Source organism: Brasilonema angustatum (assembly GCF_059505445.1).
The window spans coordinates 33,404-49,514 of the sequence record NZ_JCACKO010000036.1; the positions used below are offsets into that span (position 1 = coordinate 33,404).

16 protein-coding genes and 2 pseudogenes are annotated in these 16,111 nt (G+C 41.7%); 6 read left to right on the forward strand and 12 right to left on the reverse strand.

Annotated features, from left to right (window positions below; translation table 11 throughout):
- Positions 1 to 51 precede the first annotated feature (51 nt).
- The 4 genes and pseudogenes from AC5JM2_RS09110 to AC5JM2_RS09125 form a co-directional block, all read right to left on the reverse strand.
- A complete protein-coding gene (locus AC5JM2_RS09110; protein ID WP_495834577.1) occupies positions 52 to 939 on the reverse strand; it encodes an ion channel in 888 nt (295 codons plus the stop codon).
- Positions 940 to 1,023: 84 nt separating this feature from the next.
- Positions 1,024 to 1,146: pseudogene (locus AC5JM2_RS09115) on the reverse strand (MOSC domain-containing protein); the annotation flags it as partial.
- Between the two features lie 15 nt (positions 1,147 to 1,161).
- Positions 1,162 to 2,130 carry an FTR1 family iron permease gene (locus AC5JM2_RS09120; RefSeq protein ID WP_495834578.1) on the reverse strand — a complete coding sequence of 323 codons (969 nt, stop codon included), beginning with the start codon at positions 2,128 to 2,130 and terminating at the stop codon, positions 1,162 to 1,164.
- A 167-nt stretch (positions 2,131 to 2,297) separates the two neighbouring features.
- Entirely contained in the window at positions 2,298 to 3,332 is a 1,035-nt protein-coding gene (locus AC5JM2_RS09125; RefSeq protein WP_495834579.1) for a ComEA family DNA-binding protein, read from the reverse strand.
- Positions 3,333 to 3,740: 408 nt separating this feature from the next.
- Here AC5JM2_RS09125 and AC5JM2_RS09130 point away from each other — a divergent pair, with 408 nt between their 5' ends.
- The 4 genes from AC5JM2_RS09130 to AC5JM2_RS09145 all read left to right on the forward strand — a co-directional run bounded on the left by AC5JM2_RS09130 (position 3,741) and on the right by AC5JM2_RS09145 (position 5,711).
- Positions 3,741 to 3,929, forward strand: a complete 189-nt coding sequence (locus tag AC5JM2_RS09130) for a DUF4351 domain-containing protein (protein ID WP_495834580.1) — start codon at positions 3,741 to 3,743, stop codon at positions 3,927 to 3,929.
- Positions 3,930 to 4,144: 215 nt separating this feature from the next.
- Positions 4,145 to 4,390: a DUF4351 domain-containing protein gene (locus AC5JM2_RS09135; protein WP_495834581.1), complete on the forward strand. Its 246-nt coding sequence runs from the start codon at positions 4,145 to 4,147 to the stop codon at positions 4,388 to 4,390.
- Between the two features lie 120 nt (positions 4,391 to 4,510).
- Positions 4,511 to 5,128: a serine/threonine protein kinase gene (locus AC5JM2_RS09140; RefSeq protein ID WP_495834582.1), complete on the forward strand. Its 618-nt coding sequence runs from the start codon at positions 4,511 to 4,513 to the stop codon at positions 5,126 to 5,128.
- Positions 5,112 to 5,711, forward strand: a complete 600-nt coding sequence (locus AC5JM2_RS09145) for a GUN4 domain-containing protein (RefSeq protein WP_495834583.1) — start codon at positions 5,112 to 5,114, stop codon at positions 5,709 to 5,711. The genes AC5JM2_RS09140 and AC5JM2_RS09145 overlap by 17 nt, the downstream gene beginning before the upstream one ends.
- Here AC5JM2_RS09145 and AC5JM2_RS09150 read toward each other — a convergent pair.
- The 5 genes from AC5JM2_RS09150 to AC5JM2_RS09170 all read right to left on the reverse strand — a co-directional run bounded on the left by AC5JM2_RS09150 (position 5,695) and on the right by AC5JM2_RS09170 (position 9,432).
- Positions 5,695 to 6,312: a HEAT repeat domain-containing protein gene (locus AC5JM2_RS09150; RefSeq protein WP_495834584.1), complete on the reverse strand. Its 618-nt coding sequence runs from the start codon at positions 6,310 to 6,312 to the stop codon at positions 5,695 to 5,697. The genes AC5JM2_RS09145 and AC5JM2_RS09150 overlap by 17 nt on opposite strands.
- Positions 6,309 to 7,601, reverse strand: coding sequence for a C-phycoerythrin alpha-cysteine-82 phycoerythrobilin lyase CpeY (cpeY, locus tag AC5JM2_RS09155; RefSeq protein ID WP_495834585.1), 1,293 nt, complete (start codon positions 7,599 to 7,601; stop codon positions 6,309 to 6,311). Before cpeY ends, AC5JM2_RS09150 begins: the two co-directional genes overlap by 4 nt.
- A gap of 220 nt (positions 7,602 to 7,821) precedes the next feature.
- The gene (gene cpeA / locus AC5JM2_RS09160; RefSeq protein WP_495834586.1) at positions 7,822 to 8,313 is read right to left on the reverse strand and encodes a C-phycoerythrin subunit alpha; all 492 of its coding nucleotides are present in this window, start codon (positions 8,311 to 8,313) and stop codon (positions 7,822 to 7,824) included.
- Positions 8,314 to 8,386: 73 nt separating this feature from the next.
- Positions 8,387 to 8,944, reverse strand: a complete 558-nt coding sequence (gene cpeB, locus AC5JM2_RS09165; RefSeq protein WP_495834587.1) for a phycoerythrin subunit beta — start codon at positions 8,942 to 8,944, stop codon at positions 8,387 to 8,389.
- A gap of 317 nt (positions 8,945 to 9,261) precedes the next feature.
- Positions 9,262 to 9,432 carry an NblA/ycf18 family protein gene (locus AC5JM2_RS09170; protein WP_495834588.1) on the reverse strand — a complete coding sequence of 57 codons (171 nt, stop codon included), beginning with the start codon at positions 9,430 to 9,432 and terminating at the stop codon, positions 9,262 to 9,264.
- Positions 9,433 to 9,766: 334 nt separating this feature from the next.
- On the opposite strand from AC5JM2_RS09170, the pseudogene AC5JM2_RS09175 reads away from it, so the two are divergent.
- Both AC5JM2_RS09175 and AC5JM2_RS09180 read left to right on the forward strand, forming a co-directional pair.
- A pseudogene (locus AC5JM2_RS09175) lies at positions 9,767 to 9,922 on the forward strand (photosystem I reaction center subunit XII); the annotation flags it as partial.
- A 156-nt stretch (positions 9,923 to 10,078) separates the two neighbouring features.
- Positions 10,079 to 10,390: a hypothetical protein gene (locus tag AC5JM2_RS09180; RefSeq protein ID WP_495834589.1), complete on the forward strand. Its 312-nt coding sequence runs from the start codon at positions 10,079 to 10,081 to the stop codon at positions 10,388 to 10,390.
- Positions 10,391 to 10,539: 149 nt separating this feature from the next.
- Here AC5JM2_RS09180 and AC5JM2_RS09185 read toward each other — a convergent pair whose 3' ends face one another.
- The 3 genes from AC5JM2_RS09185 to AC5JM2_RS09195 all read right to left on the reverse strand — a co-directional run bounded on the left by AC5JM2_RS09185 (position 10,540) and on the right by AC5JM2_RS09195 (position 16,016).
- The gene (locus tag AC5JM2_RS09185) at positions 10,540 to 11,934 is read right to left on the reverse strand and encodes an AAA-like domain-containing protein (RefSeq protein ID WP_495834590.1); all 1,395 of its coding nucleotides are present in this window, start codon (positions 11,932 to 11,934) and stop codon (positions 10,540 to 10,542) included.
- A 12-nt stretch (positions 11,935 to 11,946) separates the two neighbouring features.
- Positions 11,947 to 12,906, reverse strand: coding sequence for a pentapeptide repeat-containing protein (locus AC5JM2_RS09190; protein ID WP_495834591.1), 960 nt, complete (start codon positions 12,904 to 12,906; stop codon positions 11,947 to 11,949).
- A gap of 461 nt (positions 12,907 to 13,367) precedes the next feature.
- Complete coding sequence (locus tag AC5JM2_RS09195; RefSeq protein ID WP_495834592.1) at positions 13,368 to 16,016, reverse strand: substrate-binding domain-containing protein; 2,649 nt, start codon at positions 16,014 to 16,016, stop codon at positions 13,368 to 13,370.
- Positions 16,017 to 16,111: the final 95 nt, after the last annotated feature.

Sequence of the window (16,111 nt, forward strand, 5' to 3'; positions counted from 1 at the left end):
GTCGTTCAAATTCATCACTATATATACGTATAAATTTAGATGCCTGATCAGTTAATTGTCTATTGCCATGACATCATGAAAGCGCGTGTAGTCAATGCTGCGCTTGCCATCCCGCTTCGATAAAATATCGACAAACCGCATATTCCAAAGAATTTGCTTTGGAATATACGAGTGACGGGCATGGATAGTTTGGGATACAGTTTCATCAAGCCCAGTGAAGGTGACTATCACTTCCATCTCATCCTCAAGCATCTGCTCAAGTGAGACTCCATACAAAGGACTACTCTCGTCTATTGGGTGCATGATTGTCCAAGTCAGAGCAAAAAGTGGAGAGTGACTGCGAAGCAAATACATATCATAAAATCGACGCATCACATCTCCTTCTTTGGTGATTTGGGTGCGTACCAAGCTCACTTTGACTTGTGCTTCTAAAATCCAGTTTTGACGTTCATTGGCAACCCGCAACATGAGAGTTGGTATACCGTTATACGGGGTAATAACCGCTACATGGCTAAACAAGACTCGCGCTCTGGGAAGAGAAAAGCGAGCAAACATTAACCCAGTTGCCATCGCCAACCCCATCAGTCCTAACAGCGATTCGATAGTCACTAAGGTGTTAGCATAAAATGTTTTGGGATACATTGCCCCATAGCCGATAGATGCCATAGTCTGGACACTGAAAAAAAAGACATCCAGGAAATTACCCGGACGCGCATTTTCAATACCATTGCCTCCTGCAAGATACGCTAAAGCAAACAAGGCGTTAGCGAGTATATACCCAAAACTGATAAGTGCTATAGTTTTAGACCAGGAAAGAGTGAGCAGCACATGATATGGATCCCGCCAACGGTTGTTGGATACACCAATACGTACGACATTGTAGCTGCCCTCCCGATTAATCTTCCGAGTTTTTGGGCTTTTTCCACGGATCTTTTTCATCGACGACTGAGTTATGGTAGCTGGAAGTGAGGATGTTTATTACTCATTATGTGACATATATCTATCAATCAATAGCTTGCGTGTTTACTCAGCACTTTTCAAAGTATCGCCAATTGCCACTGTACCACTGGTAATAACTTGTGCTAAAACTCCTGTCTGTGTGTGTTGAAAATTCTTTTGTAGCAGACTCAGCAGGGAGATGTTACGTTTTATCCATTTTGGCTAATCCTTTAGAGAACCCATCGATTTCTGTGCAGCAGACTGCTTTTTAGGACGACCACTTCCTGTACCAATGATACTACGCAAATACAAACCACCAACTGTTACTAAAAATACGATATATCCCACTGCTTGCACAACATAGAGATATTGCTTGTAACCAAACAAGGCATTAAAAATAACGCCAGGGAACTTTTCATCAGGCAAGATGTTGGAAGTATTCCAAACCATTGGACCTAAGATACAAGAGTGAATTCTCGTGAACCGTTGGTAATAAAAACAAAGACCTTCTGAGGCGCGATTACTAAGAGCAAGGGTAGCAAAAGCTTCATCAAACTTCTGCAAAGCTGTCACCACTAACCCCGCCACAATCAACACCAAGAAAACACCCATTACTTGGAAAAATTGGCGGATGTTAATTTTAACACCCCATCGAAATAACAGCACACCAATTAGTGCTGCGACTGCAATACCAGCAACAGCGCCAAAACCAGGAACAAGCCCTTGTTGAAGATTAGCAGCAACGAACAGAACCGTTTCAAAACCTTCGCGTACAACGGCAATAAATACTAAACTGAAAACACCCCAACCAGCATATGAGTCCTGTTTTAAAGCACTTGTTACAGCGCCCTCAACTTGAGCCTTCATAAATCTGGCTTGTTTGGTCATCCAGATAAGCATCCAGCTGAGCATAATGATTGCTAACAGGCTGAACACACCTTCCATTATTGGTTCAACCACGGATGAATACTGCGGATTAATTGCACTAAGTGCTTGAACCACCCAAGTGAAAAGAAAACCTATGAGTGCGCTGACAATAATACCAACGCCGACACCAGCATAAACCCAAGGGTTAAGACGAGATTGCTTAGCTTTTTTTAGCAAAGCCAGTACAATACCAACTACAAGAGCAGCTTCTACACCTTCTCGCAGTGTAATCACAAAAGTGGGTAAGGCAGCACTAAAGTTCATTCTTTGTCCTTTTTCTTTTGTTCTGAGTGCGAATGAGGCAGTGCACCTTTGCAACTTTAAGCGTTGAGTGCACCTGCCGTTCATGAGTCATGAGTTTAAATGAAATAACTCATGACTATTGAGTGAAATCGCGTAACATCTTTTTCAGTTACAAACAATTCAAAATACTATCGCTGTGCAGATGTGCTGGAACTATCTGTTATTTTTTGAGAATTTTCTTCAATGGTTTTTATCAGCTTGGTAACATCCCCAGGGGTTTTGACTGGTGCAGCTGGCGGAATAGCAGAGGGCCAAACTTTTATCAGTTCAGCCATACTGGTTTCAATTGCTTTGTGTTCTTGGGGATGGTCTTTAGTTAGTTTGCTAGAAATTCCTTTATATAAATCATCAGCATAGGTGACAAAACCACGGGAATCTTGATACTCAATTTCTGCAGCAATTTTGCCATTTGCGATCGCCGCACCATATTCTGAGTTAGCTGAATCTAGCAATCCGTTCACGACTTGTAGCACGAATCTGGGTTGCGATCGCTGATCTGCTGGTAAAGCGTTTACAGCCCCATCAACTGCTTGCATCGAAGAGGTAAAATCAGTTTTGATCTTGGGACTTTTGGGATTGGATTTAACAAAATCTTGCAAACTAACCAAAGATGTCTTAAATTCTTTGACTTTGCGCTCATTTAATTGGTCTTCTACATCAACATAAATCTCTTCAACTGGATGACCAATATGAGGTTCTGCCTTTTTGGGCTGATTTTGATCCAACAGTTCTTTTGCTACCAAAAGGTGTCCTTTCATTAGTCCCAGTTTGGTCATGTAGTCCACATCTTTTGGTTCCCCAGTTAGAACGACTTCCTGAGTCGTAACCTGATCCTTAATTTTGTCGAATTGCTCCTGAGTAATCACCTTTTTAGAAACTAAGTCCTCAGGACTGCTATAAGGGCGACCTGCTTGAATTTTATTTGATAATGCTGGAACAGCAAGCTGTGCCTCAAACTTATCCAGTTCCGACAGAATAGCATTGTTGATATTGATTTTCTTTTTGCTGCTGTGTCCGCTATGACTAACGGCTTCAGTCGCCTGGGGACTGGAGTTAGCCGCTGGTGCTGTTGAATTTTCTGCGGTTTGTGTACCGTTACAGGAAGTCAAAGCGAAGATGATTGCACTAGCAATAGTTAGGCATATGTAACGAAATCTTATCATTTTTGCTCCTAAGAGTGTTTCAAAGGTAATCATGAAAACATTTAGAGTCAGTGCATCATGGATAAAAGACTCTCACCGTTAAAAAGATACAAAAAGCTTTGCAGTATTGCATTTGAGCTTATTCAATAGCAAAGCTGAGCGAAGGCACACACTGCGCTTTGCCTTACAAAACGTGCTGCTTTTTGCATAGCTTTTGTACGAGTGTCAATCTCTGAATTTGACAGTGGATCTTAGATTTTGCTATGATACTTTCCCACAAATGATATCATTTTTCAACTACTTGCTAATTTTTTGATTATGATTTAATATAAATTCTTAGTATGTTTGAATGTGTAAAGAATACGGTATGAGCAACCACTCTTCAATTGCTCATACTGTAATTACCGTCTCCTCATAGTACAGCTTGCTATGAGATACGTTACTACAGGTGAGCGCATTAGCTACGATCGCGGTAAACAGGAACAGACACAGACGCTCATTCTACGACTACTACAAAGACGAGTAGGAAAATTATCACTCTTATTGCGATCGCACATCCAATCTCTCACTGTTTCTGAGCTAGAAGAACTTGGTGAAGCTTTGTTAGATTTTAAGTAGGTGGGCGCTAAAAAACACAACTAGATTAAGAAATGTAAATTGCTTAAAAGCCTATTTTTAAAGCGTTTATGGCGCTTTACATAAGTTAATATAGTTCGGGTTAATCATGCCTACCTACTTACCGCGATGGAAGATTTGCTCAATTGGTTGCAAGCAAATCAAAGCTAGTAGTATCTTTTTGGGAACAGTTCAAACAATTTGAACAGGAGCGTACTATGAGATACGTTACTACAGGTGAGCGCATTGGCTACGAGCGTGGTAAACAAGAAGGTAAACAGGAACAGACACAGACGCTGATTCTACGACAATTACAAAGACGGGTGGGAGAATTATCACTCTTATTGCAACAGCACATCCAATCTCTCACTGTTTCTGAGCTAGAAGAACTTGGTGAAGCTTTGTTGGATTTTACCGCGATGGAAGATTTGCTCAATTGGTTGCAAGCAAATCAAAGCGAGTAGCACTTTACCATAGAGGCTTCGCCACATCTTGAATCACAAAGAATGTTGTCAGGAAACATTTTTCCACGCGAGCGTATTAAGCTCAGTATATATATAGCTCTCAAACCGCAAGCTGGAACAATGATAATTTGGACGCCCAATCAACCACTGCAAAACGGACGCTTCATCATTCAAAAAGTCCTTGGTAGCGGTGGCTTTGGTATTACCTACAGTATTCTCGAACAGCGTACAGGTAAATTATTTGTCCTGAAAACCCTCAACCACATTCAGCAAATAAGAAAAGACTTCTCGGAACGACAGGTAAAATTTGTCCAAGAGATGACGCGGTTAGCACGATGCACTCACCCCCATATTGTGAAATTTGAGGATGTCATCCAAGAAGATGGACTGTGGGGGATGCTGATGGAATATATTGATGGCGTGGATTTAAAGACTTATGTTGATGAGGGTGGGCAATTGTCAGAAGATGAAGCCTTACGCTACATTGACCAAATTGGGCAAGCTTTAGAATATGTCCATCAACAAGGATTCTTACATCGGGATATCAAGCCTCATAATATTATCTTACGCAGTGGCAAACAAGAAGCAGTATTGATTGATTTTGGTCTTTCTCGTCAGTTTAGCACTGGTGAAAAATCCATCAGCATGACGATTGATGGAACCGACGGTTATGCACCCATTGAACAGTACACAAGAAAGGGAACTTTTGGTGCTTATACTGATGTTTATAGTTTATAAGTATGATGAAGAACAATTACCACCGCCAAAACAACTTAACTCCCAGATTAGCGATCATGTAAATGAAGCGATTCTCAAAGGGATGGCGTTGCAACCCCAAGATAGAGTGCAGACAGTGCGGGAGTGGTTAGAATTGGTGATGCCAATTAAAACAAGTTCTCCAAGTCCTCAAATAGTAACTCCTAACCTCAAATCCCAAAACCAAGTTCAGGCAAAAACTTCAACTCATCAAAAACAGAACAATCCACCTACGGTTGATCCAGCTTATAGGCGAGAAAGCTTTCGTGTGGCCTCGGTATCTCCATTAGATAATATACCTCCTTCCAGTATTAAGTCATCCCATTCCTCAACCCCAACCTCCAATCCAAAATCTGATGATAATATCAAGCTAAAAACCGCTAAAATGGACTACACGCAACTGCGTGACTTACTCGCAGCAGGAAAGTGGAAAGAAGCTGATGAAAAAACAGCGCGAGTCATGCTAGCCGTAGCTGGGAGAGAAAAGCAAGGTTGGCTTGATATTGAACACATTGATAATTTTCCTTATCAAGCACTGGACTCACTGTTCACTGTTGTCGCCTAGCTTTGAAATCAATAATTTGCTCCAAGCGAGATAAAGCACTCACCGCTGACTCGTGTACGTAAGAATCAGCAGACTCATCATTAGTCAACGCTTTCAGGACTTCTGTTGCTCGTTCATCTCTCGATGCTGCAAGTGCGTTGACGATTGACACCGCCACCGCTACATTATCTGTGGTTTTCAGCGCCTCAACCAAGATATCAAAAGCAGGGGAACCAACTTCACCCAACGCCATCACAGCTGCAATATGAACCACTGGATTGGAGTCATTGATAGCAGTTTGCAATCCTTGCAAACCTTCAGCTGGAAAAGGAACATCTGGATAGTTTACCGCAATTTGTGCCAGTGCCTTCGCACAGCTACCCCGGACAGTCACATTGTCGCTGTTAAGTAATGATTCTACCAAAGGTGGCACACTATCTACGCCAATCATACCTAAAGCTTTGACTGCTGCTCGACGAAAGACAACGTCTTCATCATTGAGAACACTCATCAAACGAGGAATCGTATTTTGATCACGGTTTTCTGCCAACTGTAACATTGCCCGTTCCCGTAGATTGGGATTTGGGTGTTTGAGTTGTTCAAATAGCGAATCTACTGTCATGGGTTTATTACTTTGCTGGATGCAGGAGTGTGAGTTGCTTTGGCTCGAATCAACCAGTTTTGGTCATTTGCTGCAATTGTGTGAGCACTAGTATCGCCGAGTTTCTCCAGAGCCATTAATGCAGCATACTTCAAATCCCAGATTTTAGTTTCCAGAACGGCTACCAGAGCAGGAATCGCACTCGTATCGCCCAATTCACCTAGAGCGATCGCCGCCCCCGCGCGAGATTTCTGAAACTGAGGTTCGCGATTGTTCAAAGCTTCTACAAGCAAATCGTAACCTGGAGCATACTTGAGCCAACCCAAGAGTTTCATGACATGGTAGTGTGCTCCATAGTCATTGTGAGCCTCAGCGGCATAGGTTGCCATCAGGGCTTCACCTGCACTCTCGGGATATACCTCTAATATAGTCTGTGTCGCCAGATAACAACGCCCAAAATCGGTATCATAAAGTTCTCTAATCAGAAATTCCAGTGTTGGAGTCTGATCGTAGGCATGTACTAACTTCAAATCTCTTGGATGGTCAAAAATAACCTGCTCTAGTGAGGGTTGAATATCTGTGAAGGCGATCGCTCCCGCTGGAATACCAGCTTCTGCCAACAAGCGAATCCCGCGCAGACGAAACACAAGTGATACCGGACACTGAGCAATCTGAGGAATAGCAGCGTAATACCGAGCATCGATCAAATCTTGGATGCATAACCGACGTGCATACACATTCGGGTGTTGAAGCAAGGCAAGCACCTTCTCGATGGAGGAGTAGTCTCCAGTGAAGCGACAAACGGCACAGATGGCTGCACTTGCTATGGGTTTGTCGGTAGCATCCACAAATTTACGGATGCGCTCTACTGCTGGCGGATAATCTAACTTTGCCAGGGTATGGATAATTACCCGATAAGTCTGTTGTGGCTTTTCCAGCAATTGAGCAATTTCTTCCAGGATATCTGAGTCTTGCGTGCCAATTTCACCAATCGCCCATACCGCATTTTCCACAGTATAGCAGTCTTCATCTGCCAAGCAGGCGCGAATGGCTGGCAGCGCTTGTAATGAGCGCAACTTTCCCAGGGACTCCACTGACTTGCGTCGCACGATGCGGTTATCTAAGGACGGGTCGGTGTTTTGCACTGCTCTAATCAGTGCGTTGACCGAGCGCTCTGTCGCGAAGTTTACCAACTCAGACGCAGCCACATAGCGAGAGTCATCCTCTGCCAACTGGTCTAGAGGCGTATCCAAGAGAGTAATAGCTTGTTCTTCGGTGAATCCAAAAAGATTGGAAAAGCGCTTATCCATAAGTTACCAGTTAACAGTTAGCAGTTAACAGTTAACAGTTAACAGTTATCAATTGTTGGTAAGCTTCTTCACTGAATAACTGATGACTGATAACTGATTAAAAAGATGAACCTGGGGATTCTCAAACCAATACTTAACCTTTCTGGGCAAAGCACTAGATTAAGAATCCCCAGGACTGACGAACCTAAGTCCAATCAGCTATGAGAGATTATGAACCTATTTATGAGAGGGAGTTGATCAGATAGTCGATAAGAGCGTTGTACTCAACTAGAGCTTGAGCAGACATATCGCGAGGAGCACAACCACGGTTACGAGCGAATCTGAGTGCTTCAACGTAAGGAGCGGTGGGCAATTCTAAAGCGCGATAAACTTCGCGACCACCAGCAATACCCCACTCATCCAATGGACCAGTACCACCAACTACCAAGGAGTATTGGATCAGGCGCATGTAGTGCTTGATGTCACGCAGACACTTATCTTTCTTGACCTGAGTGTCGTTAGCTTCACCTTCATTGTTCAGGTAAGGATACTTTTTGATAGCAGCATCGTAAGCTTCCTTAGCTACGTTGTCCACGTTATTCAGCTTTTCAGCAGCTTCTAAACGGGCAGCAGAACGCTGGATGCTACCTTGAAAAGATTCTAGGTCAGAGGTGCTGGGGAAACGGCCTGCCGCATCAGCAGCCGTGATGACTGTGGTCACAACTGATTTCATGTTTTGGTATCTCCAGAAATAGATATTTAAGCGTTTATTTCAATTCAAGAGCGTTAATTGCTTTGGCTATTGCTTAGCTAAGAGCAGAAACAACGCGATCAAAGTAGCTAGCTGCTTCAGCTGTCAAAGCAGAACAGTCACCTTTCTGAGCACCCATTGTGCGGAATCTCTTACCACCATTAGCTTCTGTATTGGTGTCGTTGATGTGAGCCAGTGAGCTAGCCTTCATGATTTGAAGAGCTCTGACTGTGGAGGTGGTGGGTACACCAAGAGCAGCATAGGTTTCTTTCAAACCGTTGAGGCAACGGTCATCGAGAACAGAAGCATCACCAGCCAACAAAGCGTAGGTGATATAACGCAGGACGATTTCACCATCACGCAGACAAGCAGCCATGCGGCGGTTGGGATAGCAGTTACCACCAGCTTGGATCAAGCCTTGGTTTTCGCAGATCATCCCAGCGACAGCATCAGAAACGATACAGCTAGCGTTGCTGGCGATCGCGTTTACAGCATCAAGACGTTTGTTACCTTCGCTAACAAAACTGCGGAGTTTACTAATTTCTTCTCCACTTAAGACACCAGTTTTAGCATCTGCTGTAACAACCGCTTTGGAAAATGCGTCGAGTACCATTGAACTCTCCCTATCTTCTAAGTTCTTATCTTGTATTGGACAAGACATCTCTGAAGATAAAAGAAGAGGTATGCTAGTGTCTCAGTTATGAGAAATAAAGTAATAATCTGTAACAATTGCTATATTTTCAGCCAAGGAAAGTTGGCTTTTAAGCCTTTAACAGTTACCAGTTCCATCCCTTGGCTGACGCATTGTCTGAAAAGTTTAGGCAAGATATATTTTGTGATTTTGTAGACGCGTAAGCACCCTCCCCAGGGTGCGTAGTCCTGAGCAGGCTTTGTTATGGACTTTAGACTAAAAGCCCATGAGCGTCTGACCTACTCTATCTGGGCTATCAGGTGCTTAATCACATTCTCTTTAATCATTAATTGCCGCAGGACTTCCAACAGCAGCCCCTGAGCCTGCTCTTCATTCAGTCCTTTGACCTGTCGCTCATATGTTTTCAGACTAAACTGTTGCTCTAAGCTAAGTTCTATCGGAATTTCCATGATAATTGCCTCAAATCGCGTGAATTTAACCAGATGTGAAAGAACTAATAAAATTCAAACTGAAATTATCACTGTATTAAATAAAACTTTTAACGATGATTTCTCTAAGTATTTAGATTTTTGTCTTCTTGTTAACTAATATAACAAAAGTTTGACAACATAACCACTTTAACTTTAAAAGTAGCGGCAAAAGATCAACCGATGGGGTGAACGTTTGATTATATAAACTACCTCGCCTTGTGAAGAGTGTAGATAGTTCACTCCACATAATTGTTATTGGCAAATTATGTAAATTTTAATTAACTTTAATTAAGTTGATGTAATGATAAATGAAAGCCTTGATGCAGATATCGACTCCTATATCGACTCGGCGGAGTATGATGTCAGCTTTAGCGATTTCATTGTCCTCTACTATCGCGGTTTTTCTACCCAACTCAGTCAGAAAACAGTTGGTTTTACCCGCATGTTTCGTCTGTATCGGGGCTATGCCAAAGTGCGATAAGCCCGAGGCTTTAGCTTGTGCGTATCGCTCCCAGTTATCCGGACAATCGCAACGACAAACGAATAAGAGAAACAAGGACTGCAGCACTGCCTGACTGGCTGGGCAACCTAATAAGTACCACTACTAGTTCCAGGAGAAAAACTAATGAACCAAGAGGACATCTGTATAGATCCAGAGTTAACTCGTATTTATCGCTCCACACTTTTCCTAGGGCAGCCTGTTTTACAGTATTGTGTAGTAGCCAAAATGGGTGAGCATTTCCGAGTTATATCAGACTGGAAATACGAAGATGAAGAGGACAAACAGACTCCTTTGAGACCACTCAATCTATTAAAACCCCAGCATTTAGGACGATACCTTATATACTTATCTAGCTTAGATGCTATGGCAGATATATTACCAGAACACCGTAAAGAACTGGTTAAAGGTAAGTGGTTTACATTTGAAGATAGCTAATGAAAAACCCCAGGACAACTCTGGGGTTTCATACTGACTGCGAAATCTGCTGCGGTAAGCAGGGCAATAAGATTTCGCTTGTAAATTAGCCAGATGTGTGGTGAAATCTATCGATGTCGTGGCGTATAGCGTAGCGTCAAGCGTTCGACTTATCGCACTTCACCCTCAAGGTTGCTTTTTTGGGGATTTAATTTTTTGGAATTCCATTGACGTTTAAAGTAATAACTAAAATACTCTCGATATAATCCACAGCTAATACTTGCTTGTTCTCCTAAAAGGTTTACCAATCCAAAACTTCTTAGCTGAAACGCTATCTTTTGTTCTAAGAAAATCGATCCAGTCGCCATTACGACTTTTTGAAAAGCATCTGCTAAGTCAGGATTTTCCTGGATAAAGTACAATTGTTCTTGTAAATAATTCATGAAAATACTGTTATAATTTATAGCATTTTGCAGTATAAATTCTAATGAAATATTATCACGTATATTATGATATAACGCCAGCCGCACTAAGTAAGGAAATCCTTCCGTGAGTTCCATTAATTGTTCTAGTACAAAAGAGCTAAGTTGGAGTCCGTGACGATGTGCTAAATCCTCTACTTGCAATCTTTTAAAAGCAGGTAAATCAATTGCTAATCCTATATTAAAGGGAGATTTATTAATGTCTAAGACAATATAAATATCGGTAGATTGAACAAGGACAAGCCGAATTTTTTGCCAAATCGAAATATCTCTCGTTTCCTCATGCCATGAGCGTAATAGTCCGAGAAAATCATGAGCTAGTTTCGGATATTCAAACAACTTATTCACTTCATCTAATGCGAAGATAACGGGACTAGAGATTTGCTGTAATAGATATTGTTGAAAATAAATAGTGCAGTTCATCAAAGTACCTATTTCCTCATCCCAGTAATCCTCCAGCTTTGATTCTAGTTTCAATTGATGAGTAACATTGGCACAGAACCAGCGCAGAAATTTTTCTAATGAGGTGAAAACTTCTGTTTCAGCGTAATTTAAACTTAACCGTACTATATAATAATTATGAGAGTGGCCATAAGCGAGAATTCTTGTCATTAGGGAAGTTTTCCCCATTTTTCGAGGTGCTTTGATGCGAATCAATGCACGAGGTTGGAGAATTTCTTGATAACAGATTTGTTCTACATCCCGCTCAATATACAAAGTAGAAGAAAGAGCAACTTGTCCTTCTGGAGATTCTAAAGCTATCTTTCGTTGCGTCTGTGCAGGCTTGGATGTTGTCTGCAAAAATAAACCTTCCAGTCTTAGCTCTAGAACAGCACGACAATTTGTTCTATTTATTTTTTCCCCAACAGTATTTGAAATGAGTTGCCATAATTTAGGGGCAACTATTTGTTTAATATAGGTTTCTGAGTAATTGTTTTCTGTAGCGATTTGTGCATATGTTTTTTTAGTCTCAGATATGGATTCTGACAAGATAATTTTTTGGATAAACGAGAGCGATTTTCCTGTATTTTCAAGAATTAGTCCTTCTGTTGATTCGATAATTTGTTGTGTGCTGCTCATCATCCATTTTTCCAATTAACATATATTTAAAGCTCCGTTTTCTTTAAGCCATTGTTTTTGTTGATCGCTTAAACCAACAACATCATTAAAAAGCGCTCCTTTGACACGAGAACCAGAAAAAATAACTCCTGTAAAATCGGTGTTTTTAAAATTTGCGTGTCTTAAATCTGTATTTCTCAGATTTGCCCTTTTTAGCACTGCACCTTCTAGGTTAGCATTAAATAAGGAAGCTTGTTCTAGATTGGCTCCACTCAAATCTGTGTTTAACAAAGTGGCTAATTCCAAAGAAACTTGCACTAAGATTGCATTAGTTAAATCAGCATGACTCAAATCTGCAGCAATTAAGTCAGCTTTAGTCAAGTCAGCTTCGTTCAAAATTGTTTCTTGTAATTGCGCTTTCTCCAAGTCAACCCGCCGCAAGGAAGCAGCACGCAAAATAGCACCTTCACAGTTAGATTCCCTGAGAATGGCATTATCAAGATTTGCGCCAGTGAAATCAGTTTCTTTGAGAATTGCTTTGAAAAGATTCGCCCTAGTTAAATCAGCACGAGTTAAAAGTGCTCCTTCCAAGTCAACCTCTGTTAAATTTGTTTCTCTTAATTGAACTAACTCTAGGTTGGCATAATTTAATCGAGCGCTACTTAAGTTAGCTCCGCTTAAAGTAGCCCCATTGAGATTTGCCCATAACAGAGAAGCATGAAATAAATTTACAAAACTCAAATTAGCTTGACTCAAATTAGCTCGATTTAAGTCTGTCCAAACTAATTTACCTCCACTCAAGTTAGCCTTACTAAGATTAGCACCATTGAGATTGGCATGACTAAAATCAGCACTACTGAGATCTACACCGCTCAAGGAAGCTTCACTGAAGCTCCAGTTCTGAAAATCTCTTTCCATTGCTGCATAGTGTTGAATAATTTCATTAGCGTTCACATTATTTCCTGATTGTTGATGCTTGATTTTCAATGGATTCACGAAAATCCCCTTTTAATATTCAATTGCTAAAACTATAAGATCTGTAGAATCAATTTGGAAATACAAAATTGCTGACTTCTGCTAAGTTGTCTCCATGATACCCTAGAGGCGTGTATAATCCGTGCAATAGCCCGTTACTTATTTTGTTGTACCTTATAGCACTTGTTGCCTACTTTTTCAATGCGTAAGTGCTGCTCAACATAAGCTGTTGCGCTTTTAACTTGCATATTGTTTTGGTTTAATCAATCATTGAAACCCTCTTCCCTTCAGCATAGCTGTCATCTGCCTTCTGCCTAGCTGTTGTACATTTTTAATGCACAACAGCTTAGTAGTTGCTTTTTGTCTAAAATTATGCTGTCAAAGAGGTCTGTATTAAATCAGACCTCTCCTTTGTTTGATAGCCTTCGTTGTCTAGAACGCAGTTATGGACGGGTCTATTTATTGATGATGACAATTTGCTCTTACTGCTTCGGCTCTAACACAGGTTTGAACGGCTTGAATGTCTTGATGTCTACGCAGGCAGTTCCATTCAGCTTGGTTCTGAGTTCAGCGGTGAAGGTTATTAGCTTTTCGACAAGAGCCTCACGGTCGGTTAAGCAGCCTTTGATTGCCATGAGTTCTCCCAGAGTCCACTCATATATCTGTCTGTCTGCATTGTTCATGAGCGTAATCAGTTCGTTCTTGGTTGTTATGATTTGGTTGATATAACTGTTGTCGATTTCCTGGCTAATATTCTGGGTAATCACAGAGATATAATTTTGTATTTTTTGCTCATAAATTTTGTCGATTTCCTGACTGACGTAGTGATTAAGCTCAGTATTATTATTGACAAGGTTTTGGGAAATAACTCTGTTGAATGTCTCTCGGCTAGCGATTGTGTTGATCAGCTCATCCACGTGCTGTGTAGCCAGATTAATGAATGTCCGATTCCAATCGTTACGCAGGCTGTCAATCTTGTTATTAATTTCAGGACTATTGGCAACTAAGTTGACAATCTCATTGTTCACTTCAGTGTTATTTCCATTGTGCTGTAAGCGTTGGTCAATGTACTGCTTTAATTCCTGATTGTTATTGACAATGTTATGGGCAATCAGTGGAATGTGATTTTGGATCTTTTGCTCATAGCTGTTGTCGATTTGTTGGCTAATGTAGCGGTTCAAATCAGCATTATTACTGGCAAGCTTCTGGGAAATAATTCCGTTGAATGTCTCTCGGCTAGCGATTGTGTTGATCAGTTCATCCACGTGCTGTGTAGCCAGATTAATGAATGTCCGATTCCAATCGTTACGCAGGCTGTCAATCTTTTTGTTAATTTCAGGACTGTTGTTTACACTGTACTGCAAGCGTCGCTCAATGTACTGCTTTAATTCCTCATTGTTATTGACAATGTTGGCGGCAATCAATGGAATGTGATTTTGGATCTTTTGCTCATAGCTGTTGTCGATTTGCTGGCTAATGTAGCGGTTCAAATCAGCATTATTACTGGCAAGCTTCTGGGAAATAATTCCGTTGAATGTCTCTCGGCTAGCGATTGTGTTGATCAGTTCATCCACGTGCTGTGTAGCCAGATTAATGAATGTCCGATTCCAATCGTTACGCAGGCTGTCAATCTTTTTGTTAATTTCAGGACTGTTGTTTACACTGTACTGCAAGCGTCGCTCAATGTACTGCTTTAATTCCTCATTGTTATTGACAATGTTGGCGGCAATCAATGGAATGTGATTTTGGATCTTTTGCTCATAGCTGTTGTCGATTTGCTGGTTGATGTAGCGGTTCAAATCAGCATCATTATTGACAAGCTTTTGGGAAATAATTCTGTTGAATGTCTCTCGGCTACTTATTGTGTTGACTAGTTCATCGGCGTGCTGTGTAGCCAGACTCATAAAAGCCAGATTCCAATCGTTACGCAGGCTCTCAATCTTTTTGTTAATTTCAGGACTGTTGGCAACCAAGTTCACAATTTCGTTGTTAATTTCAGTTGTTCTGCGTCGCCGTCTGTTAAGTAACCACCAAAGTAATATTAGTAAAGGAATTCCTGCTAACAAGAGAAGCCACCACCAGGGAAATCCTTGCCCGGTTGCCTCAGCAGTAGACGTAGGTACAAGCGCAACATTAGCAGTAGATGCAGGGTTGGGAGAAGAACCAGTGGCTACTACTGATGTTCCTGAACCGGAACCACTGGCTACAGATTGGCGCACTGCTTCAGCTTCCTGCTGTTTGGCAGCTGCTAAAATTTCTTGTCCCGACGCTGAAGTTGCAAAGCCCAAAAAGGCTAGGGTTCCTGGAGTGGCAGCTTCCTTTCGATAGACATACCCCCGAGGTTGAGAATACGGATAACGAGGATCAGTGGGCATGGTTTTGTGCATCGGCAAGACGCGAACATTCGGCAAGTTGAGTACTTGATCTGCGATCGCATAACTGATTCCATCTTTGCCGAGTGCCTTCACAATGGTTGCTGTGTCGTCTTGGGACAGCTTGGTAGTGTTAGCTCCATTTTTAAACGGGGCTTTTTTGAAAATAGCGTAAGTGCTCAGCGATCGCCACGTGTCACTATACTCGGGATGGTCAATAAATCGAATCTTACCAGGAGCGCCTCCTACCTGTGACCAGTTTGTGATCTCCCCTCGAAACATCTTGGCGAACTGCTCGAAGGTGAGGTTTTTCTTAAATGGATCGTCAGAACCTACGATAATCGCGATCTTCTCCCGACTAACAGCAGTGGCAACAAGTCCCTGACCCTTTTCCTTATCCGTGAGTGGGCGTCCAATGGCTGCCATATTGATGTCACCTCGCAGCAGTGCTGCTAATGCTTCATCTGTTCCACCCGATGCCAGCTCAACTTTGGTGCCCGGAAACTTCTCTTCAAACCGTTTTCTTAATGCTTCATTAATTATTCTCATGCTGCTCGATCCGTCCACTTTCACTGTTGTCCCATTCGGTAGTGAATTGGGAAGTGGGAAAGAGGGACTTGGACTGTTAGATTGAGCAACGACAGGAGCGAGCAGAATCGATGAGAAAGATGCCACTAGCGAGTGAGTAGCTGTCAGCCCTAGCACTGCCATCACAATCTGCGCAAACGTTTTCCTAAAGGATTTTTTAGAGCGAAACATCTTAATTGACCTCAATATAAAGTTAGCAGTTTTAGGCAGGTAAGTAGAACGAGGTGAAAAAACCAAAGTGTGTAAAGATAAGTAAATACGTACAA